This window comes from Thetidibacter halocola (assembly GCF_018224955.1).
GTDB lineage: Bacteria > Pseudomonadota > Alphaproteobacteria > Rhodobacterales > Rhodobacteraceae > Thetidibacter > Thetidibacter halocola.
Window position 1 is genome coordinate 182673 of sequence record NZ_JAGTUU010000007.1, and the last position, 24746, is coordinate 207418.

The following is a 24746-nucleotide window of genomic DNA, read 5'->3' on the forward strand; positions in this document are numbered from 1 at the left end:
TTCATCCTTTGCCCGTGCCCCTGCCGATCATTGCGACGGTGCGAACCATGTCAGCGGATCGACTGTGCGATCACCTTCTCTGACCTCTATATAGAGCGTTTCCGTGCGCCCGGCGCCACCCCTTTCACCGGAAGGTGACAGGATCTCGGTCACGGCCTCCGGCGTGCCGCCCATCAGGCCGACAGGGCTGCCCTCGGGCAGGACCTGTCCGGCCTCGCCGAATGTCTGGTCCATTCCCGCCAGCACGATCAGCAGGTTGGCCTGCGGTTCCAGGATCGTGACCAGCCCGTAATCCAGCAGCGGCCCGCTGTAGCGCACGGTCGCGGCGGTAGGGGTGACGACCAGCGCCTGCGGCCCGGTGGCCAGGACAATGCCGGGCCGTTTCACTCCGGCGGCGTCGGCCTCGTTCGCGCGGCGCAGGATCACGCCCGACGACGGCAGCGGCAGCGTGCCCTTGCGGTCCTGGATGCGCGGCAGGTTCTGCGGCGCCTCGTCCTCGGCGATCTGGCTGAGGCCACTGGCGAAGGCGTCGAGCGTCTCGGTGCCCGCGATCAGGATGGCGGTGCGCACCGGGTCCTCGGTGAACCGCACGGGCAGGGCCCCGCGGTCGGCGATCGCCTGGCTGAGCGTGGTGCGCGCATCCTGCACGGATGCGAGCCCGTCCTGAAGCGTTTCTGCGGCGTTCTCCTGCAACTGGCGCAGCGCCGTGACCTCGTCGAGATCGGCACGCAGGGCGCGCGCCCTGTCGGCCAGCGCGGGCGTGACCGAGGCCACCAGCATCCCGGATCGCGCCATGCCCAGCGGTCCCTGCGGATGCAGCAGCGTCGTCGGCTGTGCCTGGCCGCCCAGCGCGGAGAGCACGCCCAGCAACTGCGCCACCTCGGTTTCCTGCGTGGCCAGCTTCCGGGCGAGTTCCGTCTCGCGGATCGCGGCCTTGCGCAGCCCGTCGCGCATCGCGGACAGCCCGTCCTCGAAGGCGCGCACCGTCCGGGTCAGCGCCGCCACCCGGTCGCGGGCACTGTCGGCCTCGTCCAGCAGGACCGCGGCCTGCTCCAGCGCGCGCGCGGCCTCGCGCGCCGCCTGTCCGGCGTCCTGCGCGGTCACGGCACCGGCGCCGGCCAGCAAGGCAAGGATCAGCGCGAGCCGCGTCACAGGATCAGGCTTTCCCCTGTCATCTCGGGCGGCCTGGGCAGGCCCATCAATTGTAGAAGCGTGGGCGCCACGTCGGCCAGCCGCCCGTCGCGCAGCCTTGCGCCCTCGGGCCCACCGTAGAGGATCACGGGCACGGGGTTAGTGGTGTGGGCCGTGTGTGGTCCGCCGGTTTCGGGGTCCACCATCGTCTCGCAATTGCCGTGATCGGCGATCACCAACATCGCGCCGCCGGTCTCCTCGAGCGTCCTGACCACCTGGGCCAGGCCCTGGTCCACCGCCTCGCAGGCCTTCATCGCCGCCGCCAGATCGCCGGTATGGCCCACCATGTCGGGATTGGCATAGTTGACCACGATCAGGTCATAGCCCTTGCGGATCGCATCGACGAAATGCTCGGTCACGGCGGGCGCGCTCATCTCGGGTTGCAGGTCGTAGGTCGCGACCTTGGGCGAGGGCGGCATGAAACGGTCCTCTCCCGCCTCGGGCGCTTCCTTGCCACCGTTGAGGAAGAAGGTGACATGGGGGTATTTCTCGGTCTCGGCCAGGTGGAACTGGCGCAGTCCGTGTTTAGCAACCCACTCGCCCAGCGTGTTGACGATCTGCTGTTTCGGATAGGCCGTGGTCATGTAGGCGTTGTGGGCCGTCGAGTAATCGACCATGCCCAGCAGCGCCGAAAGCAGCGGCCTTTCACGGGTGAAGCCGTCGAATTCCGGCGCACCGATGGCGGCGAGGATTTCGCGCGCGCGGTCTGCTCGGAAATTGAGGCAGAAGAGCCCGTCGCCGGGATGCACGCCATCATAATCGCCAATCACCGTGGCGGGCAGGAATTCGTCGGTCTTGCCGTCGTCATAGGCCTGACTGACGGCTGTCGCGGCGTCGGGCGCCTGCGCGCCTTTCCCGAGGATCATCGCGTCATAGGCTTGCTGCACCCGCTCCCAGCGGTTGTCGCGGTCCATGGCGTAATAGCGGCCGATCACCGTTCCGATGCGGGCTGCTTCGGGCAGGCTGCCGGCGAGGTCGGCGACAAAGCTCTCAGCCGATGTCGGTGCGACGTCGCGCCCGTCGGTGATGGCGTGCACGATCACCGGCACGCCCCGGCCGGTCAGCAGTTTCACCGCCGCCTTGATGTGCTGGATATGTCCATGCACCCCGCCATCCGAGACGACACCCATCAGGTGCGCCCGCCCGCCTGCCGCCTTCACCCTGTCGGCAAAGTCCAGGATCGCGGCATTCTCGAAGAACGACCCGTCCTCTATGGCAAGGTCGATCTGGCCCAGGTCCATCGCCACGACCCGGCCCGCGCCGATGTTCATGTGGCCGACCTCGGAATTGCCCATTTGTCCCTTGGGCAGGCCCACGTCCGGGCCGTAGGTGATCAGCGTGGCATTGGGACAAGTGGCCGTCAGGCGGTCCATCGTGGGCGTGGCGGCCAGCGCGGGGGCGTTGGCGGCGCGTTCGGCACGCAGGCCCCAGCCGTCGAGAATGGTCAGGATCACGGGTTTGTTCATGGCACGGCCCTTTCTCTTGTGCGGCGGTTTAGCAGGGGGCCGGGGCGAGGGAAAGCGCGGCTTTGGGCCGCCCTCCGCCCGTCAGATCAGTCGCGCCAGCCAGTCGCGCACCTCGGCAAAGCGCACCGGCTTGGCCAAGTAGAGATCGACGGCCTTGCTGTCGTCCTCGTCGGGCCGGGCAAGACCGGTCAGCAGGATCGTGACCGTCTCGGGCCGGCGCGCCTTGATCCAGGCCGCGACGGCCAGGCCGTTGCCGTCGCCCGGCACGAAATTGTCCAGCAGCGCGACATGGAAATCGGTGGTCTCGATGGCCTTCAGCGCCTGGTCCACCGTCGCCGCCTGCGTCACCTCGAAGCCCCAGGATTCCAGCCTGTTGCGCGTGACGCGACGCAGCGACTCCTCGTCCTCGAGCACGAGGGCGCGCATGCCCCCAAAGGTCATCGCGGCCGGGTCGTCGACCAATCGCGCGGCCGAGGCGGTGGCCTCCTGCGCGGGGAAATAGAGCATCACCTCGGTGCCTTCGCCCAGCGTCGAGCGGATCACCACGTCGCCGCCCAGCTGCCGCATGAAACCGGCGGTCATCGACAGGCCGAGGCCCGACCCCTGGGTGCGCGACTTGGTGGTGAAGAAGGGCTCGGTCACGCGGGCGAGGTGTTCGGGACGGATGCCGGCCCCGTTGTCGCGGATCGACAGCCGGGCAAAGGGCCCGCCGGTCAGGCCGGTTTCGCGCGCCAGCGCGCTGTCGGCCGGAATATCGAGCAGGTCCGCCGACACCCCGATGCGGCCGTTTTCGCCGATCGCGTCGCGCGCGTTGATGAGGATGTTGACGAGAACCGCCTGAAGCTTGTCCCGGTCGGCGTAGATCGTGATCGGGCCGACGCCCGTCTGCCGCGTCACCGGGTTCTTGAGCAGCGCGGTGCGTTCGAACAGCGTGACCGCCTGCGTCAGCTCGGCCACCAGATCCAGCCGGACCGGCTGCACATGCGCGCGCTGGGCAAAGTTCAGCAGGCTCTGCGTCAGCTTGCCGCCGCGTCGCGCCGCATCGACGATGTCGCGCAACAGGGCCTTGTCCTCGTCGGACAGGTCGAGGTCGGCCAGCAGTTCGGCGTTGCCCATGACGATGGCGAGGATATTGTTGAAATCATGTGCGACTCCGGCGGTCAGTTCGCCCAGCGCCTGTAACCGGGTCGTCTGCGCCTTGCGCTCTTCGTCGCGGCGGCTTTCGGTGACGTCGAGGCTGCTGCCCAGCCCGCGCACGATGGTCCCGTCCGCGTCCCGGTCCGGCGATACGTTCTCGCGGATGTAGCCGATCGTGCCGTCGGGGCGGTAGAAGCGGTATTCCATCTCGATCGTTTCGCCGTTCAGCAGCCGGCGATAGGCCGAGCGGATCAGGTCGCGGTCGTCGGGATGGATCATCCGCATCTCGCCCTTGAGCCCGGTCACCGTGTCGACGAACTGCTGCGGGGTGAAGCCGAAGATCGCCGCGTGCCGAACCGAGCAGAGCTCGACAATTCCCTCGGGCACGTTGAACACGAAATAGCCCAGCTGCGCGATCCGCGCCGCCTGTTCCAGCATGAGGGCATGCGGCTTGGTCTGCGTCCCGATGCGGGCGTAGAGCGCGTCGTCCGCGTCCTCGGGCAGAGACATGGGCCGTGGTCTCCTTGGTTTGGCGCCCGGACGATGCAATAAAACGTCCTCAGGGCGGGGCGCCTTCGACATTGTCTTTAAACGGCATGGCGCGCGATTGAAAAGATGAATTCCCAGTTGCCATGCGGCGGGGAAGCGCCTATAGGGGCCGCTCATCCACGGACTCCACCGGAATCAGGGTGACCTTGCGCATTGCAGGCAAGGGCCTACCGGTGATGTTGAGAAAGGAAAAGGCGATGAACGCCAACGAACTCCGTGACAAGACCCCGGACCAGCTCCGGGACCAGCTTGTCCAGCTCAAGAAAGAGGCCTTCAACCTGCGTTTCCAGCAGGCCACCGGCCAGATGGAATCGACTGCCCGCATGCGTCAGGTCCGCCGTGACGTGGCCCGCGTGAAGACCATCCTGAACGAAAAGGCCGCAGCCGCGGCCAGCACGGAGGCATAAGACAATGCCCAAGCGTATCCTGCAAGGCACCGTGACCTCCACCGCCAACGCACAGACCGTGACGGTCCAGGTCGTCCGCCGCTTCAAGCACCCGGTTCTTCAGAAGACGATCAAGAAGTCGAAGAAGTATCGTGCGCATGACGAGCACCAGAAATTCGCCGTGGGCGACGCCGTTCGCATCATCGAATGCGCGCCCAAGTCGAAGACAAAACGCTGGGAGGTGCTGGCCGAGTAAGGTCAGCCCTTTCAGTTTCATCGAAACCCCCGGGTCAATGTCCCCTGCAGGGCGGTCCGGGAAGTCGGGAGAAACCACATGATCCAGATGCAGACCAATCTGGATGTCGCTGACAACTCCGGCGCACGCCGGGTGCAGTGCATCAAGGTTCTCGGCGGGTCGCACCGTCGTTATGCATCGGTCGGCGATATCATCGTCGTCTCGGTGAAGGAGGCCATTCCGCGCGGTCGCGTGAAGAAAGGTGACGTCCGCAAGGCCGTCGTCGTGCGCACCGCCAAGGAAGTCCGCCGCGAAGATGGCACGTCGATCCGCTTCGACCGCAACGCCGCCGTGATCCTGAACAACGCGGGCGAGCCGGTCGGCACCCGTATCTTCGGGCCGGTGGTGCGCGAACTGCGCGCCAAGAACTTCATGAAGATCATCTCGCTTGCTCCGGAGGTGCTGTAATGGCTGCCAAGCTCCGCAAGGGTGACAAGGTCGTCGTGCTGACGGGCAAGGACAAGGGCAAGACCGGCGAGATCGTCGCGGTCGACCCCAAGGCCGGCAAGGCCGTCGTCGACGGCGTGAACATCGCCATCCGCCACACGCGCCAGTCGCAGTCCGCCCAGGGCGGCCGACTGCCCAAGGCGCTGCCGATCGACCTGTCGAACCTCGCCATCGTCGACGCCAACGGCAAGCCGACCCGCGTCGGTTTCCGCATGGAAGGCGACAAGAAGGTTCGCTTCGCCAAGACCACGGGGGACGTGATCGATGCTTGATACTGCAAACTACGCCCCGCGCCTGAAGGCCGCCTATCGCGAGACGATCAAGCCCGCGATGAAGGAGGAATTCGGCTACACGAACGACATGCAGATCCCCCGGATCGAAAAGATCGTTCTGAACATCGGCTGTGGCGCCGAGGCCGTGCGCGACTCCAAGAAGGCCAAGTCGGCCGTCGAGGATCTCGGCAAGATCGCTGGCCAGCAGGCCGTGACGACCAAGGCCAAGAAGTCGATCGCAGGTTTCCGCGTCCGTGAAGAAATGCCGATGGGCGCCAAGGTGACCCTGCGCGGCGACCGGATGTACGAATTCCTCGACCGCCTGATCACCATCGCGATGCCGCGCATCCGCGACTTCCGCGGTGTGAAGCCCTCCTTCGACGGTCGTGGCAACTTCGCCATGGGCCTGAAAGAGCACATCGTGTTCCCGGAAATCGACTTCGACAAGGTCGACGAGGTCTGGGGCATGGACATCATCATCACCACCGATGCGCAGCAGTATGGCGACCATTCTGCTGATGCGCAGGCCAAGGCACTGTTGAAGCATTTCAACATGCCGTTCAACGCGTAAGGAGCGAGAGACACATGGCCAAGAAATCCATGATCGAACGCGAGAAGAAGCGTCAGGCCCTGGTGGAGAAGTATGCCGCCAAGCGCGTTGCGCTGAAGCAAATCGCGAACGACGAGAGCAAGCCGATGGAAGAGCGCTTCAAGGCGCGCCTGAAGCTGGCGAAACTGCCCCGCAACTCGGCACCCTCGCGGCTGCACAACCGCTGCCAGCTGACGGGCCGTCCGCACGCCTACTACCGCAAGCTGAAGATCAGCCGGATCATGCTGCGCGAGCTCGGCTCGAACGGTCAGCTGCCCGGCGTCGTCAAGTCGAGCTGGTAAGGGAGAGACACGATGAACGATCCTATCGGCGATATGCTCACCCGGATCCGGAACGCGCAGATGCGTGGCAAGTCGACCGTGTCGACCCCCGCTTCCAAGCTGCGTGCCTGGGTGCTCGACGTCCTGGCGGACGAGGGCTACATCCGCGGCTACGAGAAGGGCACCGACGAGCGCGGTCACGCGACGCTGGAAATCAGCCTGAAATACTTCGACGGCACCCCTGTCATTCGCGATGTGAAGCGGGTCTCCAAGCCCGGTCGCCGCGTCTACATGGGCGTCAATGACATCCCGCAGGTCCGTCAGGGCCTGGGCGTGTCGATTGTCTCCACCTCGAAGGGGGTGATGTCCGATGCAAATGCACGCGCAGCCAATATCGGCGGCGAAGTGCTTTGCACGGTGTTCTGAGGAGGGTTCCATGTCTCGAATTGGGAAAAAACCGGTCGAGCTGCCCTCTGGCGTTTCCGCCAGCGTGTCGGGTCAGACCATCGAGGTGAAGGGGCCGAAAGGCACCCAGACCTTCACCGCGACGGACGACGTCACCATCACCGTCGACGGTGGTTCGGTGGCGGTCACCCCGCGCGGGTCGTCCAAGCGCGCACGTCAGCAGTGGGGCATGTCCCGTACGATCGTCGCGAACCTCGTCCATGGCGTCCAGAACACCTTCAAGAAGGAACTGGAAATCCAGGGCGTGGGTTACCGCGCAGCCGTGCAGGGCAATGTCCTGAAGCTGAACCTGGGCTACAGCCACGACGTGGACTTTGACATCCCCGCGGGTGTCACCGTCCAGTGCCCGAAGCCGACGGAGATCATCCTCGAAGGGCACGACAAGCAGCTGGTGGGCGAAACGGCCGCGAAGATCCGCGACTGGCGCCGTCCCGAGCCGTACAAGGGGAAGGGTATTCGCTACAAGGGCGAGTACATCTTCCAGAAGGAAGGCAAGAAGAAGTAAGGACGCAGGGATATGGCAAACAGCAAACGTACGTTGTTCCTCAAGCGCCGCCTGCGCGTCCGGAACAAACTGCGGAAGGTCAACGCGGGTCGCGTTCGCCTTTCCGTTCATCGCTCGAACAAGAACATCAGCGTTCAGCTCATCGACGACGTTGCCGGCCGCACGCTGGCAGCAGCCTCGTCGCTGGAACCGTCGCTGGGTGTGGTCGGCAAGAACAACGTGGAGGCCGCCGCAAAGGTGGGTGCCGCGATTGCCGAGCGGGCAAAGGCAGCCGGTGTCGAAGAGGCTTACTTCGACCGTGGCGGGTTCCTGTTCCACGGCAAGGTGAAGGCCCTGGCCGACGCCGCGCGTGAGGGCGGACTCAAGATCTGATGGACCTGGGGCGCGGGAGTCATCCCCGCCCCATGGCTCGTCGCACAGGTCAGGCGGGGTTCTGCCCCGCCTTGCCATTCAAACGCAGACGGAAACGTCTCGATGATCCGGGCGACGGTCTGACCGTGACGCACCTGGATTGGACCAAAGGGCGCAGCCGCGCCGCAAAGCAAGGAATGCCAGATGGCAGAACGTGAAAACCGCCGCGAAGGTGGCCGTGGGCGCCGCGACCGCGAGGACGCTGCTCCCGAATTCGCCGATCGTCTTGTCGCGATCAACCGCGTGTCCAAGACCGTCAAGGGCGGCAAGCGGTTCGGCTTTGCCGCGCTGGTCGTCGTCGGCGACCAGAAGGGCCGCGTCGGCTTTGGCAAGGGCAAGGCCAAGGAGGTCCCCGAGGCCATCCGCAAGGCCACCGAGCAGGCCAAGCGCAAGATGATGCGCGTGCCGCTGAAAGAGGGCCGGACCCTGCACCACGACATGGAAGGCCGCCATGGCGCGGGCCGCGTCGTGATGCGCACTGCCCCGCAGGGTACCGGGATCATTGCCGGTGGTCCGATGCGCGCCGTGTTCGAGATGCTGGGCATCCAGGACGTGGTCGCCAAGTCGATCGGTTCGCAGAACCCCTACAACATGATCCGCGCCACGCTGGACGGTCTGACCAAGGAGCAGTCGCCGCGCAGCGTCGCGCAGCGTCGTGGCAAGAAGGTCGCCGACATCCTGCCGAAGCGCGAAGACGCCGCGGCCGAAGCCGCCACCGAGGAGGCCTGAGACTCATGGCAAAGACCATTGTCGTCAAGCAGATCGGCAGCCCGATCCGCCGCCCCGCCATCCAGCGCCAGACGCTGATCGGCCTGGGCCTGAACAAGATGCACAAGACCCGCGAACTCGAGGACACGCCCTCGATCCGCGGCATGATCCGCAAGATCCCGCACCTCGTCGAGATCGTCGAAGAGCGCGGTTGACGCATCCCGGCGCACCGCGCCGCAGGGCAACACCAAAGACCCCCCGGAGCGTCCGGGGGGTCTTTTTCTTTATCCGGCTGTGCTTTGCGGCACAGATCATGCGCGATCTTCCGGACCCTCTGCGTATTGCCGGCAGTCATGGCGGATCTACCTGTTCCCCATCAAAATCAGGGAGCGACCAGATGAATCAGACCCGCCGCACTTTCCTTCGGACCGCCGCCGCCGCGGCCGGTTCGATCACCGTGATCCCCTTTGCCGCCAGTGCCGGCGGCCACTCACCGCATGAATTCCCGGTCAACGGCGGTGTCGTGACGGTAAACCCCGTGCACCATGCCTCCATCGTGCTCGAGACGCCGATGGGCGTTCTCTACATCGACCCGGTGGGCGAGGCCTCGGAATACGCCGACCTGCCCGCGCCCGACGCGATCCTTATCACGCACCAGCATGGCGACCACTACAACGCCGACCTGCTGGCCGCGATCAAGACCGCCGAGATCCCGATGGTCGTGAACCCGGCCGTCTTCGACATGCTGACAGACGACCTGAAGGCGAACACCACCGCCATCGCCAACGGCGAGGCCGGTGAGCTGCTGGGCATCGCGATCGACGCAATCCCGGCCTACAACATGGATCCGGAAAAGCAGAACTTTCATCCGCAGGGTCGCGACAACGGCTATGTCCTGACGATGGGCGATTTCCGCGTCTACGTCTCGGGCGACACCGAGGACATCCCCGAGATGCGCGCGCTGACCGAGATCGACCTGGCCTTCGTTTGCATGAACCTGCCCTTCACCATGTCGGCCGAGGCCGCCGCAGACGCCGTGCGCGAATTCCGGCCCGCCAACGTCTATCCCTACCACTATCGTGGCCGCGACGGCGGCACGCAGGACCCGGCGAAATTCGCCGAACTGGTGGGCGATGCCGCGACGGTCAAGATGGGCGACTGGTACAAGCCCGGCGAACTGGGCTGATCCTCGGCTGATCGCACCGGTTGAAACGATACGGCCCTTCCCGCACTCTGCCCGCGGGGAGGGCCTTTTCATGCCGCTGGATATCGACGTGTTCGATCTGAACCGTATCGGGCCGGATTTCATCGAGAACCCGCATCCCACCCTGCATGCCCTGCGGGCACGCAGCCCGATGCACCGCAATGGTGACGGGTCGGTCTACCTGACGCGGCATGACGATGTGCTCAAGGTCTACCAGAGTCGCGCCATGTCGTCAGACAAGACGGCGGCCTTCGGTGACAAGTTCGGTGCCTGCCCGCTGTTCACCCATCACACCACGAGCCTCGTCTTCAACGACCCGCCGCGTCACACGGTCGTGCGCAAGCTGATCTCGGGTGCCTTCACCCCGCGCAAGCTGACCGAGTTCGAATCGCTGATCGAGGGCATCGTCGATCGCCTTCTGGACCAGGTCGAGGACATGGGCCGACTGGACCTGATCGACGATTTCGCCAAGGTCCTGCCGACCGAGATCATAAGCGTCATGCTGGGCATCCCGCAGGAGTTCCGGGCCCGGCTGCGCGGCTACAGCCTTGCCATTCTCGGCGCGCTCGATCCCGTGGTGACACCCGAGCGGCTGGAGGCCGGGAACCGCGCGGTCGAGGAATTCGGCGCCATCCTGTCCGGCCTTATCGATCACCGCCGCGCCAATCCCGATGGTGGAGGGCAGGGCGAGGTGCTTGAGGCGCTCATATTTGGCGAACATGAGGGGCGTCGCCTGACGCAGGACGAGTTGATCCAGAACTGCATCTTTCTGCTGAATGCCGGGCACGAGACGACGACCTCGTTTGTCGGCAACGCCCTCGGCAGCCTGTTCGACAATCCCGACCAGCACCGCCTGTTGCGGGACGATCCCGGCCTGATTGGATCGGCGGTCGAGGAACTCCTGCGCGTGGAAAGCCCCTTGCAGATCGGCAACCGGCTGGCGCTGGAGGATATCGAGCTGTCCCACGGCACCGTGCCGAAGGGCACCTACATCCACACATCGATCGCTGCAGCGAACCGCGACCCGGCGGTTTTCGGCGACCCCGACAGGCTTGATCTGGCGCGCAGGCCGAACCGGCACCTGGCCTTCATCACCGGGACGCATGTCTGCCTCGGCGCCAGCCTTGCGCGGGCCGAGGGGCGCATCGCCATCGGGCGGCTGGTGCGGCGCTTTCCCGGCATCGCGCAGGACGGGCCGCGGGTTCGCGTGCCGCTGGCGCGGTTCCGCGGTTTTGCCAGCCTTCCGGTCAGGGTGCGGTGATCAGTTGCCGGCCAGCGTGCAGCAGCCGGAAAGGACGACCGGACCCTGACCCTCGAGCCGCAGGATCAGGTCGATCCCGATCCCGAAAAGCCGATCCGACATGCCGTCGGAGCAGATCCCGGCGGCATAGACGGCGTCAAGCGTCCCGGCCCCGTCCAGCAGCAGGCCAGCCCGGTCCAGCCGCCCGGAGGCGGGCAGGATCGTGGGCGGGCCGTAGGGGATCTCGGCCTCTCCCAGGCGGTCCAGCCGCGACGCGGCCTCGCCCAAAGTCAGGGTCCAGAAAGGTTCGGTGCCAAAGCAGCGGCGCGGCACCGGCGGTGTGCCTGCCCCCGGCTGCTGGGCCATGTAGGTCAGCGAGGCCCAGCCGCTGCCCTCGCCGCTGTTCAACCGGCCCCAGTTGCCCTGCCGTTCGACCACCTCGATATCGGTGGCGTCGGGCGCCAAGGCGCCGATGATGGTGCCGCTGACAGAGGGCGCATCGCGCACGTTCAGCACGTCACCCGCCGAGACGCCGCTCACGTCATGCAGTGTCGGAAACCCCTGCGCCATCGCGGCACCGGAAAGCACCAGCCAGAGAACCGCCGCCCGGATCATTGCCGCGCCCCCCACGAGGCCGAGGCATGCTTGCGTGTATAGAACTCTCCCATCAGGCCGATCATAAGCAGCGCGATGGAGACGTAAAGCGCGTATTCCCAGTCGGAATTGCGCGGGTTGTAATTGACGAAGGCATAGCCGCGCGACTGGTCGATGGTGTGGAACAGCGGGTTCCAGTCGAAGATGACCAGCATGTATCCGGGCATCGCGTTGGCCACGAACATCTTGCCCGAGGCGATCATGTTGGCCCGTTGGTAGACCGTCGAGATGATGGACACCGGTGTCGGCGCCCAGGGCTTGATCGCCAGGAAGACCATGCCGATCGCCGCCCCCGAGAACCACGACAGCAACACCATGGAAAGGCAGCCGATCGGGTCGTGGATTTCCATCATCACGAAGGGATTGAAGGCCACGTCGTAGACGAACAGGATCGCCAGCAGCGACAGCATCTGGATATAGAGCGTGCTCAGCATGGCCGCCGCGATCGAGATCGCCGTGTTCATCGGCGCGTGCTGCATCATCGGGCTGGCCGGCCCCTCGGACGCGACCACGGCGCCCAGCGTCTTTGAATGGGTCATGTAGAGGAACACGCCGGTCATGATGTAGACCATGAAGTCGCCGCGCACCGCGGTGCCCCGCATGCCGAGCACCTTGAACATGAAATAGAAGGCGAGCACGAAGATCACCGTCTGCAACATGTTCATGAAGATCGCCATGAAGGCGTTGCCATGCGTCTTGCGCACCGCGCGGACCGCATTGTGATAGATCAACTCCGAGATGTAGAGCGCGGAACCAAGACGCGACCGCGGTGCCGTGATATGAAACATGGCTCTCTGCTCCGAAAAGCGGCAGGGCGTCTGCTGCGCCTGTGTGTCCGGGATGCCCGGCTTGCCGTTCGTCCTCGAACGCAGCATAAGGCGGCGAGCGTTGCAAATCAATAAATCCGCGCGGCTGGCGCGGGCATGGAGGATTGCCTTGAATTATTCCGAACTGGTGACCGTGATGCGGAAACTGGCCCTGGAGGCGGGCGACAGGATCATGCAGATCTACGATGCCGATGATTTCGATGTGAAGGTGAAATCTGATGCAAGCCCGGTGACAGAGGCCGACGAGGCCGCCGACGCGCTGATCTCGGCAGGCCTGCGAAGCGCCTTTCCGGACATGGCCCTTGTCACCGAGGAGCAGGCAGACAGCCATGATACGCAGGCGATGACCTTTCTCATTGTCGATCCATTGGACGGGACCAAGGAATTCATCAACCGTCGCGGCGACTTCACCGTAAACATCGCGCTGGTCGAGGATGGCGTGCCGACGCGCGGCGTCGTCTATGCTCCGGCCAAGGGGCGGATGTTCTACACGGATGCGCTGGGCCAGTCGGTCGAGGAGCAGGGCCCCTTCGATGCTGAGACGCCGGGCCAGACGCGACCGATCCATGTAACACGACCCGACAACGATGCGCTGATGGTGGTGGCCTCGAAATCGCACCGCGACCAGGCGACCGACGACTATATCGGGAAGTACGCGGTCAAGGACATGACCAGCGCGGGATCGTCGCTGAAGTTCTGTCTGGTGGCCACGGGCGAGGCGGATCTCTATCCTCGGCTCGGGCGGACGATGGAATGGGACACGGCGGCGGGCCACGCTGTCCTGGCCGGCGCGGGCGGGCAGGTGGTGCGTTTCGACGATCACACGCCGCTGTCCTACGGCAAGACAGGCTTCGCAAATCCGTTCTTCATCGCCTACGCGCCGGGGGTCGCTTTGAAAGGTGCGTGACCTGCAGGCGCGACTCTGCCGGACCTGCGCTCAGCGGGCTCAAGACCGCGCCGCATGGCGTCAACAAAACGCCATGAATCTGTGCATAGGTGGTGAAAAACAGGACTAAGCTTACAGTAATCCCTGCCCGGGTATGGTTTCGCGCTATAGTGGTAGGGTGGAATTCATGCCATAAGCCGTACAGCGGACCTAAAGGAGCTGGCCATGCGCAAGAAGATCACCAAGGCGATTTTTCCGGTCGCGGGACTGGGAACGCGCTTTCTTCCGGCGACCAAATCTGTCCCCAAGGAAATCATGACGCTCGTCGACCGGCCGCTGGTGCAATACGCCATCGACGAGGCACGCGCCGCCGGGATCAAGGAATTCATCTTCGTCACCTCGCGTGGCAAGGGCGCGCTGGAGGATTACTTCGACCACGCCCCGCAGCTGGAACAGGAGCTGCGCAAGAAGGGCAAGCATGACCTGCTTGAAACCCTGCGGTCGACCAACATGGAGTCGGGCGAGGTCGCCTATCTGCGGCAGCATCGTGCGCTGGGCCTTGGCCACGCGGTCTGGTGCGCCCGCCGCCTGATCCACAACGAACCCTTCGCAGTCATGCTGCCCGACGACGTGATCGCGGCCGAAAAGCCCTGCCTGCAGCAGATGGTCGAGGCCTACGAGGAAACCGGCGGCAACATGGTCGCCGCGATGGAGGTGCCGGCCGAGCGCGCCTCGGCCTATGGCATTCTCGACGTGCGCGAGGACATGGGCTCGATCGTGTCGGTCAAGGACATGGTCGAAAAGCCCAAGGCAGGCGAGGCGCCGTCGAACCTGGCGGTGATCGGGCGCTACATCCTGACGCCCGCCGTGCTGCGCAACCTCAACAAGATGAAGGCCGGCGCGGGTGGCGAGATCCAGCTGACCGACGCCATCGCGCAGGAAATCGACGGCAACGGCGTCTATGGCTTCCGCTTCCGCGGCCAGCGCTTCGATTGCGGGTCCAAGGCGGGCTTCCTCCAGGCGACCGTGGCCTTTGGCCTGGCGCGGGACGAGTTGCGCGATGACCTCGAATCCTTCCTGCACGAGATTATCGCGGCGCGCAAAGCGGCCGAATAAGGCATGACCGACAACGTCCTCGTCACCGGCGGCGCCGGCTATATCGGCAGCCACGCCTGCAAGGCGCTGCGCGCTGCGGGATTTACCCCTGTTACCTACGACAACCTGTCGACCGGATGGCAGGACGCTGTGAAATTCGGGCCGTTCGAACAGGGCGACCTGATGGACCGTGCCACGCTGGACGCGGTCTTTGCCCGCTGGCAGCCGGTGGCGGTCATGCATTTCGCCGCCCTCAGCCAGGTCGGCGAAGCGATGGCCAAGCCCGGCCTCTACTGGCGCAACAATGTCGAGGGCTCGCTGACCCTGATCGAGGCGGCGGTCGCGGCGGGTTGCATGAACTTCGTCTTTTCGTCAACCTGTGCCACCTATGGCGAGCACGACAATGTCGTGCTCGACGAAAACACCCTGCAGGAGCCGCTGAACGCCTATGGCGCGTCCAAGCGCGCGGTGGAAAACATCCTGCGCGATTTCGAGGGGGCCTATGGTCTGAAATCGGTGATCTTCCGCTATTTCAATGTGGCCGGCGCCGATCCGGATGGCGAGGTGGGCGAACACCACCGCCCCGAGACGCACCTGATCCCGGTCATGCTCGAGGCGATCGATGGCAAGCGCCCGGCGCTGACGATCCACGGCACCGACTACGATACGCCCGATGGGACCTGCATCCGCGATTACGTGCATGTCTGCGACCTGGTGGATGCGCATGTGCTGGGCCTGAATTGGCTGGAAGAGGGCAAGGGCAGCCGCGTCTTCAACCTGGGCACCGGCACGGGCTTCAGCGTGCGCGAGGTGATCGACGCCTCGCGCGCCGTGACCAATCTCGACGTGCCGTTCTCCGAGGGGCCGCGCCGCCCCGGTGATGCGACCAAGCTGGTCTCGGGCTCGACCCGGGCGGCCGCCGAACTGGGCTGGGCGCCAAGGCGCTCGACCATGCCGCAGATGATCGGGGATGCGTGGCTCTGGCACCGCACGGGCGCGTATGAGCGCTGATGCCGGGGGGCGGGCGGCTCTCTGATCTCTGGGCCGCCTACCGGGCGCGCATGGCGCGCCGTGCGCTGCTCTGGCGCAGTTTCCGCAGCCGACACCGCCTGGCGCCGGTTTCCGTCCATGAAAAGGCGATCCGCGCCGCGCCGATCCTCTGCTTCGCCGTCGTGCGGATCGAGGCGGCGCGCCTGCCCTGGTGGCTGGATCATCACAGGGCATTGGGCGTCGGACATTTCCTGGTGGTCGACAACGGCTCGACCGACGGAACGCGCGACGTGCTGGACGCGCCTGACATCTCGGTCTGGCGCACCGATGCGGTCTATCGGGAGGCGCGGTTCGGGCTGGACTGGGCCAGTTGGCTGCTCATGCGCCACGGGCACGGCAAGTGGTGCCTGACGCTGGATGCGGACGAGCTGCTGGTCTACCCGCATCACGACCGCGCCGGATTGTCGGCGTTGACAGCGGAACTGGACCGGCGCGGTCAGCCGGCCCTGGGCGCCCTGATGCTCGATCTCTATCCAAGGGGGCCGCTGGGAGCGGGGGACTATCGACCCGGAACCGATCCGGTGCAGACGATCCCCTGGTTCGACACGGCGTATCGCGCCCGGCGCGTCGGCCCGCGCCGCAAGCTGTGGGTGCAGGGCGGCGTGCGCGACCGTGCCTTTTTCGCCGAGACGCCAGAGCGCGCGCCGACCCTGAACAAGCTGCCGCTGGTCCGTTGGAACCGGCGCTTTGCCTACGACAACTCGACCCACACCGCCCTGCCGCCCCGGCTGAACATGGCCTATCCCGGCCCGCCCGGCCTGCTGGACGAGCCTGATGCGCTGTCGGGCGTCCTGCTGCACACCAAGTTCCTGCCCGAGATCGTCGGCAAGTCCGCCATCGAGAAGTCGCGGGGCCAGCATTTCCACGACCCCACCCTGTTCCACGGCTACTACGACGCCATCACCGGCGCGCCCGACCTCTGGCATCCCGGGGCACAGCGCTACTGCGACTGGCGGCAACTGGTCGACCTGGGGCTGATGTCCGCGGCGGGCTGGCAGCCGCCCGAGGGATAAGGGCTATGCAAGGGACGTTGTTGGGAATAATTTGTTAAAAAGAGGCGAATAGAGTGCGACCGTCGTCAGAAGGCGGCGGGACATCGTGGGCGGCAACGCCCCGGACAGGCAACAGGATCGGGCAGGCTTGGGTATCTGGCAGTCATATCGCATGCGCGTGCGCCGCAAGCGGCTGGGCCTGCGTGCGCTGCGCAAACGGCGTGAGCTGCGGCCCGTCGCCGATCGCACCGCCGATCTTTCCCGCCGCGACATCCTGCTGTTCTGCACCCAGCGGAACGAGGGCGCGCGCCTGCCGCATTTCCTCGATTATTACCGGGCTCTGGGCGTCAACCACTTCTTCTTCGTCGACAATGACAGCGACGACGGCTCGCTTCAGATACTGGCCCGACAGAAGGACGTGTCGGTCTGGACGACCCGCGCCAGCTACAAGCGGTCGCGCTATGGCGTGGACTGGATGAACTGGCTCTTGCGGCGCTACGGGCATGGCCATTGGTGCCTGACCGTCGACCCGGATGAGCTGTTTGTCTACCCGTTCTGCGACACGCGCCCCCTGCGGGCGCTGACCGACTGGCTGGAGGCGAGCAACGTCAAATCCTTCGGGGCCATGCTGCTGGACATGTATCCCAAGGGCCGGATCGACGCGCAGCCCTATCAGCCGGGGGATGACCCCCTGCGCATCGCCTGCTGGTTCGACGCCGGCAACTACGCGATCACGCGCAACCCCCAGCTTTGGAACCTCTGGATCCAGGGCGGGCCGCGGGCGCGGGTCTTTTTTCGCGACACGCCCGAAAAGGCGCCCGCGCTGAACAAGATCCCGCTGGTGAAATGGGACCGGCGCTATGTCTATGTCTCGTCCACCCACAACCTGCTGCCGCGCGGGTTGAACCTGACCTATGACGAATGGGGCGGGGAAAAGACCAGCGGCATGTTGCTTCACACGAAATTCCTGTCCACCTTCCCGCAGAAGGCCGAGGAGGAGCTTGCCCGACGCCAGCATTACGGCGCTAGCCGCGAATACATCGCCTATGCCGACGGGATCCGCGACAATCCCGATCTCTGGTGCCGCTTCTCCGAGAAATACATCAATTGGCGCCAGCTTGAAATCCTCGGCCTGATGTCCAAGGGCAACTGGGCATGAGCGGCCGGCAGGGCGGCGGCCCCGTGGGCATCGTCATGCTGGTGCACACCGCCCTGCACAGGGCCGAACAGGTGGCTCGACACTGGGCACGGGCGGGGTGCCCCGTCGTGATCCATGTGGACCGGATCGTGCCCAGGGCGCGTTTCGACGCCTTCCGCCACAGCCTTGCCGACCTGGACCACGTGACGTTCTCACAGCGCCATCGCTGCGAATGGGGCTCGTGGGGGCTGGTGGCGGCCAGCCAGGACGCGTCGGACATGATGCTCGACCGCTTTCCGGACGTGCGGCATGTCTACCTCGCCTCTGGCTCCTGCCTGCCCTTGCGCCCCGTGCGCGAGTTGCAGGACTACCTGAACCGCCATCCCCGTACCGATTTCATCGAAAGCGCCACCACCCAGGACGTGCCCTGGACGGTCGACGGGCTCAACCACGAACGGTTCACCCTGTTCTTCCCGTTCTCCTGGCGGCGCCAGCGGCGGCTCTTCGATGCCTTTGTCGAGGTGCAGCGCTCCTTGCGGGTGCGTCGGCGGATGCCCTCGGGGCTGGTGCCGCATCTGGGCAGCCAGTGGTGGTGCCTGACGCGTCAGACCCTGTCGGCCATCCTCCAGGACCCGAACCGCGCGCGGCATGACCGTTTCTTCCGGCAGGTCTGGATCCCGGACGAAGCCTATTTCCAGACGCTGGCGCGGAAGTATTCCACGCAGATCGAAAGCCGGTCGCTGACCCTGTCCAAGTTCGACTACCAGGGCAAGCCGCATGTCTTCTACGATGACCACATGCAGCTGTTGCGGCGGTCGGACTGTTTCGTGGCACGCAAGATCTGGCCGCATGCCGACCGGCTCTATGACTTCTTCCTGTCCGACGACGGGCGCGCCGTGTCGCGGCAGGAACCGGCGCCGGGCAAGATCGACCGTCTGTTCGCCCGCGCGGTCGAGCGGCGCACGCGCGGCCGCCCCGGCCTGTTCAGCCAGAGCCGCTGGCCTAGAGCCGGCCGCACCACCGATGCCAGCGCCGCGAAATACGCCGTCTTCCAGGGCTTCGCCGAGCTGTTCGAGGATTTCGAGGGCTGGTTGTCGCGGGCCACGGGCGCGCAGGTGCACGGCCATCTCTATGCGCCTGACCGGGCGGAATTCGCCGGGCGTCAGGCGGTGATCGCCGGTGCTCTGTTCGACAGCGCCGCGTTGCGCGACGCCAACCCGCGCGCCTTCCTGACGAACCTGCTCTGGAACACGCGGGGCGAGCGGCAGTGTTTCCAGTATGGCCCCCGCGACACCGCCACGGCCTGCGCCATCATCGCCGCCGATCCCAATGCGCAGGTCAGCGTGATCTCGGGCGCCTGGGCCGTGCCGCTGTTCCAGTCCAATGCCAACTTCGCCGATATCCGTGCCGAGGCCGCGCGCCTGCAAGGCGTCGAGGCCAGGATGCTAAAGACCTGGCGCGATGGGCGCACCAGGGCGCGCGTCCGCATCTGGACCATGGCTGAATTCATCGAGGCACCGACAGAGGCGCTGCAACTGGTGCTCGAGGATGCGGGACCTGCCAAGGCGCCCCGCCTGTCCGAGGCGCCGCGCCTTCGCGACCTCGCGGGTTTTGGCCAGTTCCTGCAAAACCTCAAGAACCAGGGGATGCATCCCTACCTGATGGGGGATTTCCCTGCCGATCCCATGGTGCCGGCGCCGAAAGACCCCGAACGCAAACCCTATCTCGTGCGAAAGTAGTCCATGGACCGACACTTTGACTGTTTCGTCCTGTTTGCCGAGATGCGGACAGGCTCCAACTTTCTCGAGGCGAACCTGAACGCCTTCGACGGCATCGCCTGTCACGGCGAGGCGTTCAACCCAGCCTTCATCGGCTATCCCAAGTCCGAGGAAATCCTGACCGTCACGCTGGAAGAACGCGACCGCGATCCCTTTCGCCTGCTCGAGGCGATCCGGGCGAAGGATGACGGCATCGGCGGCTTCCGCTTTTTCCACGACCACGATCCGCGCGTGCTGGACGCGCTGCTGACCGATCCGCGCGTGGCCAAGATCGTGCTGACGCGCAACCCGGTGGACAGCTATGTGAGCTGGAAGATCGCCAGGGAAACCGGCCAATGGAAGCTGACCAACGTCAAGAAGCGCAAGGATGGCCAGGCCAGTTTCGACGCCGAGGAATTCGAGCGCTTCATGCAGGATCTCCAGGATTTCCAGGTGAAGATCCTCAACACGCTTCAGACCACCGGGCAGACCGCCTTCTACATCGCCTACGAGGATCTCCAGGACGTGGCGGTGATGAACGGGCTGGCGCAATGGCTGGGCTGTTCGGCGCGGCTGGACAGCCTGAATACCGCGCTGAAACGCCAGAACCCCGAGCCGATGGCCGAGAAGGTGGCGAATTTCGACGAAATGGAGCGCGCGCTGGCCCGGCTCGACCGGTTCAACCTGCACCGCACACCGAATTTCGAACCGCGCCGTGGCCCTGTCGTGCGCAGCTTTGTCACCGGGGCAGGGACGCCGCTTCTGTATATGCCGATCCCCTCTGGCCCCGACCGCGCTGTGCGCAAGTGGCTGGCGGCGCTGGACGGGGTCAAGGGCGACGCCCTGCCCGCCAGGCAAAGCCAGGGAGAGTTGCGCCAATGGATGCGCGACAATCCCGGCCATCGCAGCTTTACCGTGATCCGGCACCCGCTGGCCCGCGCGCACGAGGCCTTCTGTTCCAGGATCCTGACCACCGGGCGAGGCGCCTATGTGGGCATCCGCAAGACACTGCGCCGCGCCCACAACCTGCCCATCCCCGAGGGCGAACCCGATGGCGCCTATGATGTGAACGCCCATCGCGAGGCCTTCACCGCTTTCCTCGACTTCGTGAAGGCCAACCTGAACGGGCAGACGGCGGTGCGCGTGGACGGGCATTGGGCCAGCCAGGCGGCCTGCCTGCAAGGCATGGCAGAGTTCGTGCTGCCGGACATGATCGTGCGCGAGACAGAAATGGAAGGCTACCTGCCCGCATTGGCCGTTCAGGTGGGCCACCAGGCACCGCCAGAGCCGCAGGCGGTTGCCAACAAGGCGCCCTATTCCCTGGCGCAGATCTATGATGACCAGATCGAAAGCCTCGCCCGCGAGGCCTATCAGCGCGATTACGGGATGTTCGGTTTCGACGACTGGGCCTGATCCGGTTCAGGCCGCCTTGTCGGCCTCGGCTGCCGTCAGAATGGTATAAAGCTTGGTGGAGTCTGGATTGGCGCGCAGCTTGCTGCGCAGGGACGGCTCGCGCAGGCTGCGCGACACCAGGGCCAGGGATTTCAGGTGCTCGACCCCGGCTTCCTCGGGGGCGAACAGGGCAAAGACCAAATCGACCGGCTGGCGGTCGACCGAGTCGAAATCGACCGGCCGTTCCAGCAGGATGAACACGCCCACCACATCCTGGAGATCGGGCAGGCGCGCATGGGGCAGGGCGACGCCGTGGCCCACGCCGGTGGGCCCCAGCGACTCGCGCTCCATCAAGGCCTCGACCGTGGCGGGGGCGGAAAGGCCATAGGCCGCTTCCGCCAGGTCCGCCACGTCATGCATCAATCGCTTCTTGCTGGATGTGGCGCTCAGCACCTTGACCGCCGAAGGCTTCAGTAGATCAGAAAATTTCATGCTCTGCCTGTCGTTTCAGCCGGTGCCATGCCGTCCTGCGGTCACGGATCGATCCAGCCGATATTCCCATCTTCACGCCGGTAGACGACGTTCACGCCATCCTTCTTCTCGTTCCGGAACACCAGTACGGGCGCCCCTGCCAGCTCCATCTGCATCACGGCCTCGCCCACGGTGAGCGACGGGATCTTCGTCTGCATCTCGGCGACGATGATCGGCTGCAGGCTTTCGGGCTCTTCCTCTTCCGTTTCGGCAGTTCCGGCCGCGAGGATATACGAGGATGCTCCCATCAGTTCAACCGGTTCCGTCCGGTCCTTGTGATGGTCTTTCAACCGGCGCTTGTAGCGACGCAGCTGCTTGTCCATTTTTTCGGCGCAGGCGTCGAACGCGGCGTAGATCTCGGTTGCATGGGCCTTGGCGGCTGCGGTCAGCCCGGTCGACAGGTGGACCGTGGACTCGCAGACGAATTCATGTGCGCTCTTTGAAAAGATCACGACGGCTTCGGTCGGTCGCTGCGAGTACTTCGCAAGCACCGTCCCAAGCTCGTCCTTCACATGCGTCTGCAAGGCGTCGCCGATGTCGATATGCTTTCCCGTGATCTGATAGCGCATGGATACGTCCTTTCGTTGACAACCTTCCCGGCACGGAACACGCCGATGCGTGCCCGAGATTTGGCCCGGTCAGGTTTGGGAAAACGGTCCGCCCACCGTGGTTTGACCATGTTCGGCCCCGGCGCCCTGGCGCTGGGAAGCATCGGTCAGCCGTGCGGCGATGCGTGTCGTCATGTCTTCATATGAAGGGAGCCAAGGGCCGGCTGTCAATGGAAACCAAGCGGATGGCGATGGAAACGCCCTGTTGCGGGATCGGATCATCCGAACTTGAAATTCTCGCCAAGGTAGACGCGGCGCACGTTCTCGTTGCGCACCACCTCGTCGGGCGTGCCGGACATCAGCACCCTGCCGTCGTGCAGGATATAGGCGCGATCAACGATCTCGAGCGTCTCGCGCACGTTGTGATCGGTGATCAGAACGCCGATGCCGCGTTTCTTCAGATCGGCGACCAGGTGGCGGATATCGCCAACGCTGATCGGATCGACCCCGGCAAAGGGCTCGTCAAGCAACAGGTATTTCGGATTGGCGGCGAGGCAGCGCGCGATTTCGACCCGGCGGCGTTCGCCACCCGACAGAGCCAGTGCGGGGGCACGGCGCAGATGCTCTATCGAGAAGTCGCCCAGTAATTCTTCCAGGCGCTCGCGGCGCTGGTGCCGGTCGCGGCAGGCGATGTCCAGCACGGCGGCGATGTTGTCCTCGACGCTGAGACCGCGAAAGATCGACATCTCCTGCGGCAGATAGCCGATGCCCAGCCGCGCGCGGCGATACATCGGCAGGTAGGTCGCGTCGCGGCCATCAATCAGAACCTGTCCGCCCTCGGGGTTCAGAAGGCCGGCGATGGCGTAGAAGGTCGTCGTCTTGCCGCAGCCGTTCGGGCCCAGCAGTGCGGCCACCTCGCCCCGGTCGACGCGCAGGCTGACATCGCGGATCACCACCTTCTTGCGGTAGCTCTTGCGCAGGTGGCGAATATCCAGACCGCTGCTGCCCTCGGTCACGGTCAGGGCGGGAACAGGGGCCATCAATTGCCCCCGGACGGTTGCAGGACAGAGCGGACCCGCCCGGTCATCCGCGCGGTGCCGTCGTCGAGATTGACGATCATGCTTTCCGAGGTCAGCGCGCTGTTGCCTTGTGTCAGCAGCACGTCGCCCGTCAGCACCAAGGTGCCGGTGTCGAAATCGTAATCTGCGCGCTGCGCCTCGGCCGCCTCTTCGGGTCCGACAAGGGTGACGCCGCCTGTCGCCTCGAGCCGTTCCAGGCGGCTTGCCGCCTCGGAGTAGACCACCAGCACGCTGGGCGCGGCGAGGCGCAGGTCGCCCTGCACCACGACCACGTTACCGGTATAAAGCGCGGTGCCTTCGGTCTGGTTGATCTGAAGGGCGTCTGCCGTCACCTCGACCGGGGCGCTCGTGTCCTGCTTGAGGCCGCCGACGGCAACCTGCGTATCCTGTGCTGCGGCACAAACGGGCAGAAGGGCCAGGAGGCCGAGAGTGGTCAGGATACGGGACATGCGGCAGCTCGATCTGTTTCGCGAACCCTATACCAGCTTAGGGGCAGCGAAGGCCAGACATTGCGCGCAGCGCCTGCCAGCGCGCCTCAGACATGGGCAAAGATGTCGGTCTCTGGCCAGCCTTCGAGGTCGAGACGGGCCCGCATCGGCAGGAAGTCGAAGCAGGCTTGCGCCATTGCGCTGCGTCCCTCGCGTTCCAGCATCGCGTCCAGCGCCTCGCGCAGGCGGTGCAGATACAGCACGTCCGACGCGGCATAGTCGAGTTGTGCCTCGGTCAGCTCAACCGCGCCCCAATCGCTGGTCTGCTGCTGCTTCGAGATGTCGACGCCCAGCAGTTCCTGCGTCAGTGCCTTGAGCCCGTGGCGGTCGGTGAAGGTGCGCACGAGGCGGCTGGCGATCTTGGTGCAATAGACCGGCGCGGCGAGCGCGCCGAAGGCATGATGCATCGCGGCGATGTCGAAGCGGCCGAAATGGAAGAGCTTCAGCACCGCCGGATCCTCGAGCATGCGGCAGAGATTGGGCGCCTCGGTCTGGCCGCGCGCCACCTGGATCAGATGCGCATGGCCGTCGCCGCCCGACAGCTGCACCACGCAGAGCCGGTCGCGATGCGGATTGAGTCCCATCGTCTCGCAGTCGATGGCCACGATCGGGCCGAGGTCCAGCCCGTCGGGCAGATCGCCCTGGTAAAGATGGTTGGCCACGCGCCGCTCCGTCGTTGAGGTTCCGGTTGCGCCGCTCTTATCGCCGTGCCCTGCGGCTTGCAACGGAAAGGCGGCCACAATTCGACGGAAACGCCGGTGGAATGCGGCGCGATTCTGTCGAAATGTGGCAGATGCGAGGCAAGCCTGCGGCGCGATTCGGGTCGCCGATCGGGCACTTTCAGCGGATTTGTAACATACCGTGAGAATGCGTGCTCTGCCTTGGATTGTGCCTGCCCTCCTGGCGCTCGAGGATCCGCCACTTGAACCCGGCAGCGCCTTTCATTCCCCGGCCACGGACGGAGCCGCCACGCCCGATTGAGGCGCGCGGCCCATTGTTGCCATGCACTGCCAGTGTTTTCCGTGAAACCGCGAAGTTTTCATCTACGAAATTCCCTGACCTCGCCAATTGTTTCCATTGAGCGGTCAATGTTTCGGGGCAATCGGTAAATTGTTTCCGTCGATCCAGGGGGGGGAAACATGGCCGGTGCGATCAGGTGACGT

General features: G+C 65.2%; 30 protein-coding genes. 20 read left to right on the forward strand and 10 right to left on the reverse strand.

Going from position 1 to position 24746, the window contains the following annotated elements:
- Positions 1-27: 27 nt before the first annotated feature.
- From KB874_RS17380 to KB874_RS17390, 3 genes are all read right to left on the reverse strand, one after another.
- Entirely contained in the window at positions 28-1152 is a 1125-nt protein-coding gene (locus KB874_RS17380) for a murein hydrolase activator EnvC family protein (protein ID WP_212537827.1), read from the reverse strand.
- On the reverse strand, positions 1149-2657 hold the full coding sequence (gene gpmI, locus KB874_RS17385) for a 2,3-bisphosphoglycerate-independent phosphoglycerate mutase (RefSeq protein WP_212537828.1): 1509 nt from the start codon (positions 2655-2657) through the stop codon (positions 1149-1151). The genes KB874_RS17380 and gpmI overlap by 4 nt, the downstream gene beginning before the upstream one ends.
- An 81-nt stretch (positions 2658-2738) precedes the next feature.
- Positions 2739-4304: an ATP-binding protein gene (locus KB874_RS17390; RefSeq protein WP_212537829.1), complete on the reverse strand. Its 1566-nt coding sequence runs from the start codon at positions 4302-4304 to the stop codon at positions 2739-2741.
- 236 nt (positions 4305-4540) lie between these two features.
- On the opposite strand from KB874_RS17390, the gene rpmC reads away from it, so the two are divergent.
- The 13 genes from rpmC (at position 4541) to KB874_RS17455 (ending at position 11167) form a co-directional block, all read left to right on the forward strand.
- Complete coding sequence (gene rpmC, locus KB874_RS17395; RefSeq protein WP_212537830.1) at positions 4541-4750, forward strand: 50S ribosomal protein L29; 210 nt, start codon at positions 4541-4543, stop codon at positions 4748-4750.
- Between the two features lie 4 nt (positions 4751-4754).
- On the forward strand, positions 4755-4985 hold the full coding sequence (gene rpsQ, locus KB874_RS17400; RefSeq protein WP_212537831.1) for a 30S ribosomal protein S17: 231 nt from the start codon (positions 4755-4757) through the stop codon (positions 4983-4985).
- A 78-nt stretch (positions 4986-5063) separates the two neighbouring features.
- Complete coding sequence (gene rplN, locus KB874_RS17405) at positions 5064-5432, forward strand: 50S ribosomal protein L14 (RefSeq protein ID WP_009805806.1); 369 nt, start codon at positions 5064-5066, stop codon at positions 5430-5432.
- Positions 5432-5743, forward strand: a complete 312-nt coding sequence (gene rplX / locus KB874_RS17410; RefSeq protein ID WP_212537832.1) for a 50S ribosomal protein L24 — start codon at positions 5432-5434, stop codon at positions 5741-5743. The genes rplN and rplX overlap by 1 nt, the downstream gene beginning before the upstream one ends.
- The gene (rplE, locus tag KB874_RS17415) at positions 5736-6314 is read left to right on the forward strand and encodes a 50S ribosomal protein L5 (RefSeq protein ID WP_212537833.1); all 579 of its coding nucleotides are present in this window, start codon (positions 5736-5738) and stop codon (positions 6312-6314) included. The genes rplX and rplE overlap by 8 nt, the downstream gene beginning before the upstream one ends.
- Before the next feature lie 14 nt (positions 6315-6328).
- Positions 6329-6634, forward strand: a complete 306-nt coding sequence (rpsN, locus tag KB874_RS17420) for a 30S ribosomal protein S14 (RefSeq protein WP_212537834.1) — start codon at positions 6329-6331, stop codon at positions 6632-6634.
- 12 nt (positions 6635-6646) lie between these two features.
- Positions 6647-7039 (forward strand): 30S ribosomal protein S8, encoded by a 393-nt coding sequence (gene rpsH / locus KB874_RS17425; protein WP_212537835.1) that lies wholly within the window; start codon positions 6647-6649, stop codon positions 7037-7039.
- 10 nt (positions 7040-7049) lie between these two features.
- On the forward strand, positions 7050-7583 hold the full coding sequence (gene rplF, locus KB874_RS17430) for a 50S ribosomal protein L6 (RefSeq protein WP_212537836.1): 534 nt from the start codon (positions 7050-7052) through the stop codon (positions 7581-7583).
- A 12-nt stretch (positions 7584-7595) separates the two neighbouring features.
- A complete protein-coding gene (gene rplR, locus KB874_RS17435) occupies positions 7596-7955 on the forward strand; it encodes a 50S ribosomal protein L18 (protein WP_212537837.1) in 360 nt (119 codons plus the stop codon).
- Positions 7956-8138: 183 nt separating this feature from the next.
- The gene (gene rpsE / locus KB874_RS17440; protein ID WP_212537838.1) at positions 8139-8723 is read left to right on the forward strand and encodes a 30S ribosomal protein S5; all 585 of its coding nucleotides are present in this window, start codon (positions 8139-8141) and stop codon (positions 8721-8723) included.
- 5 nt (positions 8724-8728) lie between these two features.
- Complete coding sequence (gene rpmD, locus KB874_RS17445) at positions 8729-8917, forward strand: 50S ribosomal protein L30 (protein ID WP_043845711.1); 189 nt, start codon at positions 8729-8731, stop codon at positions 8915-8917.
- 182 nt (positions 8918-9099) lie between these two features.
- On the forward strand, positions 9100-9888 hold the full coding sequence (locus KB874_RS17450; protein WP_212537839.1) for an MBL fold metallo-hydrolase: 789 nt from the start codon (positions 9100-9102) through the stop codon (positions 9886-9888).
- 70 nt (positions 9889-9958) lie between these two features.
- The gene (locus tag KB874_RS17455) at positions 9959-11167 is read left to right on the forward strand and encodes a cytochrome P450 (RefSeq protein WP_212537840.1); all 1209 of its coding nucleotides are present in this window, start codon (positions 9959-9961) and stop codon (positions 11165-11167) included.
- On the opposite strand, the gene KB874_RS17460 is transcribed toward KB874_RS17455, so the two are convergent.
- Together KB874_RS17460 and KB874_RS17465 are read right to left on the reverse strand one after the other, a co-directional pair.
- Positions 11168-11761 (reverse strand): SH3 domain-containing protein, encoded by a 594-nt coding sequence (locus tag KB874_RS17460; protein WP_212537841.1) that lies wholly within the window; start codon positions 11759-11761, stop codon positions 11168-11170. It lies immediately after the preceding gene.
- Positions 11758-12588 (reverse strand): ABC transporter permease, encoded by an 831-nt coding sequence (locus tag KB874_RS17465; RefSeq protein WP_212537842.1) that lies wholly within the window; start codon positions 12586-12588, stop codon positions 11758-11760. Before KB874_RS17465 ends, KB874_RS17460 begins: the two co-directional genes overlap by 4 nt.
- 148 nt (positions 12589-12736) lie before the next feature.
- Between KB874_RS17465 and cysQ the strand changes: the two genes are divergently transcribed.
- The 7 genes from cysQ (at position 12737) to KB874_RS17500 (ending at position 20958) form a co-directional block, all read left to right on the forward strand.
- Positions 12737-13534 carry a 3'(2'),5'-bisphosphate nucleotidase CysQ gene (cysQ, locus tag KB874_RS17470; protein WP_212537843.1) on the forward strand — a complete coding sequence of 266 codons (798 nt, stop codon included), beginning with the start codon at positions 12737-12739 and terminating at the stop codon, positions 13532-13534.
- 204 nt (positions 13535-13738) lie between these two features.
- Complete coding sequence (galU, locus tag KB874_RS17475) at positions 13739-14629, forward strand: UTP--glucose-1-phosphate uridylyltransferase GalU (protein WP_212537844.1); 891 nt, start codon at positions 13739-13741, stop codon at positions 14627-14629.
- A 3-nt stretch (positions 14630-14632) separates the two neighbouring features.
- Positions 14633-15619, forward strand: a complete 987-nt coding sequence (gene galE / locus KB874_RS17480; RefSeq protein ID WP_212537845.1) for a UDP-glucose 4-epimerase GalE — start codon at positions 14633-14635, stop codon at positions 15617-15619.
- Positions 15619-16671 carry a glycosyltransferase family 2 protein gene (locus tag KB874_RS17485; protein WP_212537846.1) on the forward strand — a complete coding sequence of 351 codons (1053 nt, stop codon included), beginning with the start codon at positions 15619-15621 and terminating at the stop codon, positions 16669-16671. Before galE ends, KB874_RS17485 begins: the two co-directional genes overlap by 1 nt.
- 151 nt (positions 16672-16822) lie before the next feature.
- The gene (locus tag KB874_RS17490) at positions 16823-17809 is read left to right on the forward strand and encodes a glycosyltransferase family 2 protein (protein WP_212537847.1); all 987 of its coding nucleotides are present in this window, start codon (positions 16823-16825) and stop codon (positions 17807-17809) included.
- Complete coding sequence (locus KB874_RS17495) at positions 17806-19527, forward strand: DUF5927 domain-containing protein (RefSeq protein WP_212537848.1); 1722 nt, start codon at positions 17806-17808, stop codon at positions 19525-19527. Before KB874_RS17490 ends, KB874_RS17495 begins: the two co-directional genes overlap by 4 nt.
- 3 nt (positions 19528-19530) lie before the next feature.
- Complete coding sequence (locus KB874_RS17500) at positions 19531-20958, forward strand: nodulation protein NodH (RefSeq protein ID WP_212537849.1); 1428 nt, start codon at positions 19531-19533, stop codon at positions 20956-20958.
- Positions 20959-20964: 6 nt separating this feature from the next.
- Here KB874_RS17500 and KB874_RS17505 read toward each other — a convergent pair whose 3' ends face one another.
- The 5 genes from KB874_RS17505 to KB874_RS17525 all read right to left on the reverse strand — a co-directional run bounded on the left by KB874_RS17505 (position 20965) and on the right by KB874_RS17525 (position 24245).
- On the reverse strand, positions 20965-21429 hold the full coding sequence (locus KB874_RS17505; protein ID WP_212537850.1) for a PTS sugar transporter subunit IIA: 465 nt from the start codon (positions 21427-21429) through the stop codon (positions 20965-20967).
- Between the two features lie 41 nt (positions 21430-21470).
- Complete coding sequence (hpf, locus tag KB874_RS17510; RefSeq protein ID WP_212537851.1) at positions 21471-22037, reverse strand: ribosome hibernation-promoting factor, HPF/YfiA family; 567 nt, start codon at positions 22035-22037, stop codon at positions 21471-21473.
- Between the two features lie 257 nt (positions 22038-22294).
- The gene (gene lptB / locus KB874_RS17515) at positions 22295-23056 is read right to left on the reverse strand and encodes an LPS export ABC transporter ATP-binding protein (protein WP_212537852.1); all 762 of its coding nucleotides are present in this window, start codon (positions 23054-23056) and stop codon (positions 22295-22297) included.
- Positions 23056-23544, reverse strand: coding sequence for an LptA/OstA family protein (locus KB874_RS17520; RefSeq protein ID WP_212537853.1), 489 nt, complete (start codon positions 23542-23544; stop codon positions 23056-23058). Before KB874_RS17520 ends, lptB begins: the two co-directional genes overlap by 1 nt.
- A gap of 86 nt (positions 23545-23630) precedes the next feature.
- Positions 23631-24245: a ribonuclease D gene (locus KB874_RS17525; protein WP_212537854.1), complete on the reverse strand. Its 615-nt coding sequence runs from the start codon at positions 24243-24245 to the stop codon at positions 23631-23633.
- Positions 24246-24746 lie beyond the last annotated feature (501 nt).

Coding starts and splice junctions, on each gene's coding strand:
- gpmI (WP_212537828.1), bottom strand. CDS start 2,657: ATGAACAAACCCGTGATCCTGACCATTCTCGACGGCTGGGGCCTGCGT.
- KB874_RS17390 (WP_212537829.1), bottom strand. CDS start 4,304: ATGTCTCTGCCCGAGGACGCGGACGACGCGCTCTACGCCCGCATCGGG.
- rpmC (WP_212537830.1), top strand. CDS start 4,541: ATGAACGCCAACGAACTCCGTGACAAGACCCCGGACCAGCTCCGGGAC.
- rpsQ (WP_212537831.1), top strand. CDS start 4,755: ATGCCCAAGCGTATCCTGCAAGGCACCGTGACCTCCACCGCCAACGCA.
- rplN (WP_009805806.1), top strand. CDS start 5,064: ATGATCCAGATGCAGACCAATCTGGATGTCGCTGACAACTCCGGCGCA.
- rplX (WP_212537832.1), top strand. CDS start 5,432: ATGGCTGCCAAGCTCCGCAAGGGTGACAAGGTCGTCGTGCTGACGGGC.
- rplE (WP_212537833.1), top strand. CDS start 5,736: ATGCTTGATACTGCAAACTACGCCCCGCGCCTGAAGGCCGCCTATCGC.
- rpsN (WP_212537834.1), top strand. CDS start 6,329: ATGGCCAAGAAATCCATGATCGAACGCGAGAAGAAGCGTCAGGCCCTG.
- rpsH (WP_212537835.1), top strand. CDS start 6,647: ATGAACGATCCTATCGGCGATATGCTCACCCGGATCCGGAACGCGCAG.
- rplF (WP_212537836.1), top strand. CDS start 7,050: ATGTCTCGAATTGGGAAAAAACCGGTCGAGCTGCCCTCTGGCGTTTCC.
- rplR (WP_212537837.1), top strand. CDS start 7,596: ATGGCAAACAGCAAACGTACGTTGTTCCTCAAGCGCCGCCTGCGCGTC.
- rpsE (WP_212537838.1), top strand. CDS start 8,139: ATGGCAGAACGTGAAAACCGCCGCGAAGGTGGCCGTGGGCGCCGCGAC.
- rpmD (WP_043845711.1), top strand. CDS start 8,729: ATGGCAAAGACCATTGTCGTCAAGCAGATCGGCAGCCCGATCCGCCGC.
- KB874_RS17450 (WP_212537839.1), top strand. CDS start 9,100: ATGAATCAGACCCGCCGCACTTTCCTTCGGACCGCCGCCGCCGCGGCC.
- KB874_RS17455 (WP_212537840.1), top strand. CDS start 9,959: ATGCCGCTGGATATCGACGTGTTCGATCTGAACCGTATCGGGCCGGAT.
- KB874_RS17460 (WP_212537841.1), bottom strand. CDS start 11,761: ATGATCCGGGCGGCGGTTCTCTGGCTGGTGCTTTCCGGTGCCGCGATG.
- KB874_RS17465 (WP_212537842.1), bottom strand. CDS start 12,588: ATGTTTCATATCACGGCACCGCGGTCGCGTCTTGGTTCCGCGCTCTAC.
- galU (WP_212537844.1), top strand. CDS start 13,739: ATGCGCAAGAAGATCACCAAGGCGATTTTTCCGGTCGCGGGACTGGGA.
- galE (WP_212537845.1), top strand. CDS start 14,633: ATGACCGACAACGTCCTCGTCACCGGCGGCGCCGGCTATATCGGCAGC.
- KB874_RS17485 (WP_212537846.1), top strand. CDS start 15,619: ATGCCGGGGGGCGGGCGGCTCTCTGATCTCTGGGCCGCCTACCGGGCG.
- KB874_RS17490 (WP_212537847.1), top strand. CDS start 16,823: ATGCGCGTGCGCCGCAAGCGGCTGGGCCTGCGTGCGCTGCGCAAACGG.
- KB874_RS17495 (WP_212537848.1), top strand. CDS start 17,806: ATGAGCGGCCGGCAGGGCGGCGGCCCCGTGGGCATCGTCATGCTGGTG.
- KB874_RS17500 (WP_212537849.1), top strand. CDS start 19,531: ATGGACCGACACTTTGACTGTTTCGTCCTGTTTGCCGAGATGCGGACA.
- KB874_RS17505 (WP_212537850.1), bottom strand. CDS start 21,429: ATGAAATTTTCTGATCTACTGAAGCCTTCGGCGGTCAAGGTGCTGAGC.
- hpf (WP_212537851.1), bottom strand. CDS start 22,037: ATGCGCTATCAGATCACGGGAAAGCATATCGACATCGGCGACGCCTTG.
- lptB (WP_212537852.1), bottom strand. CDS start 23,056: ATGGCCCCTGTTCCCGCCCTGACCGTGACCGAGGGCAGCAGCGGTCTG.
- KB874_RS17520 (WP_212537853.1), bottom strand. CDS start 23,544: ATGTCCCGTATCCTGACCACTCTCGGCCTCCTGGCCCTTCTGCCCGTT.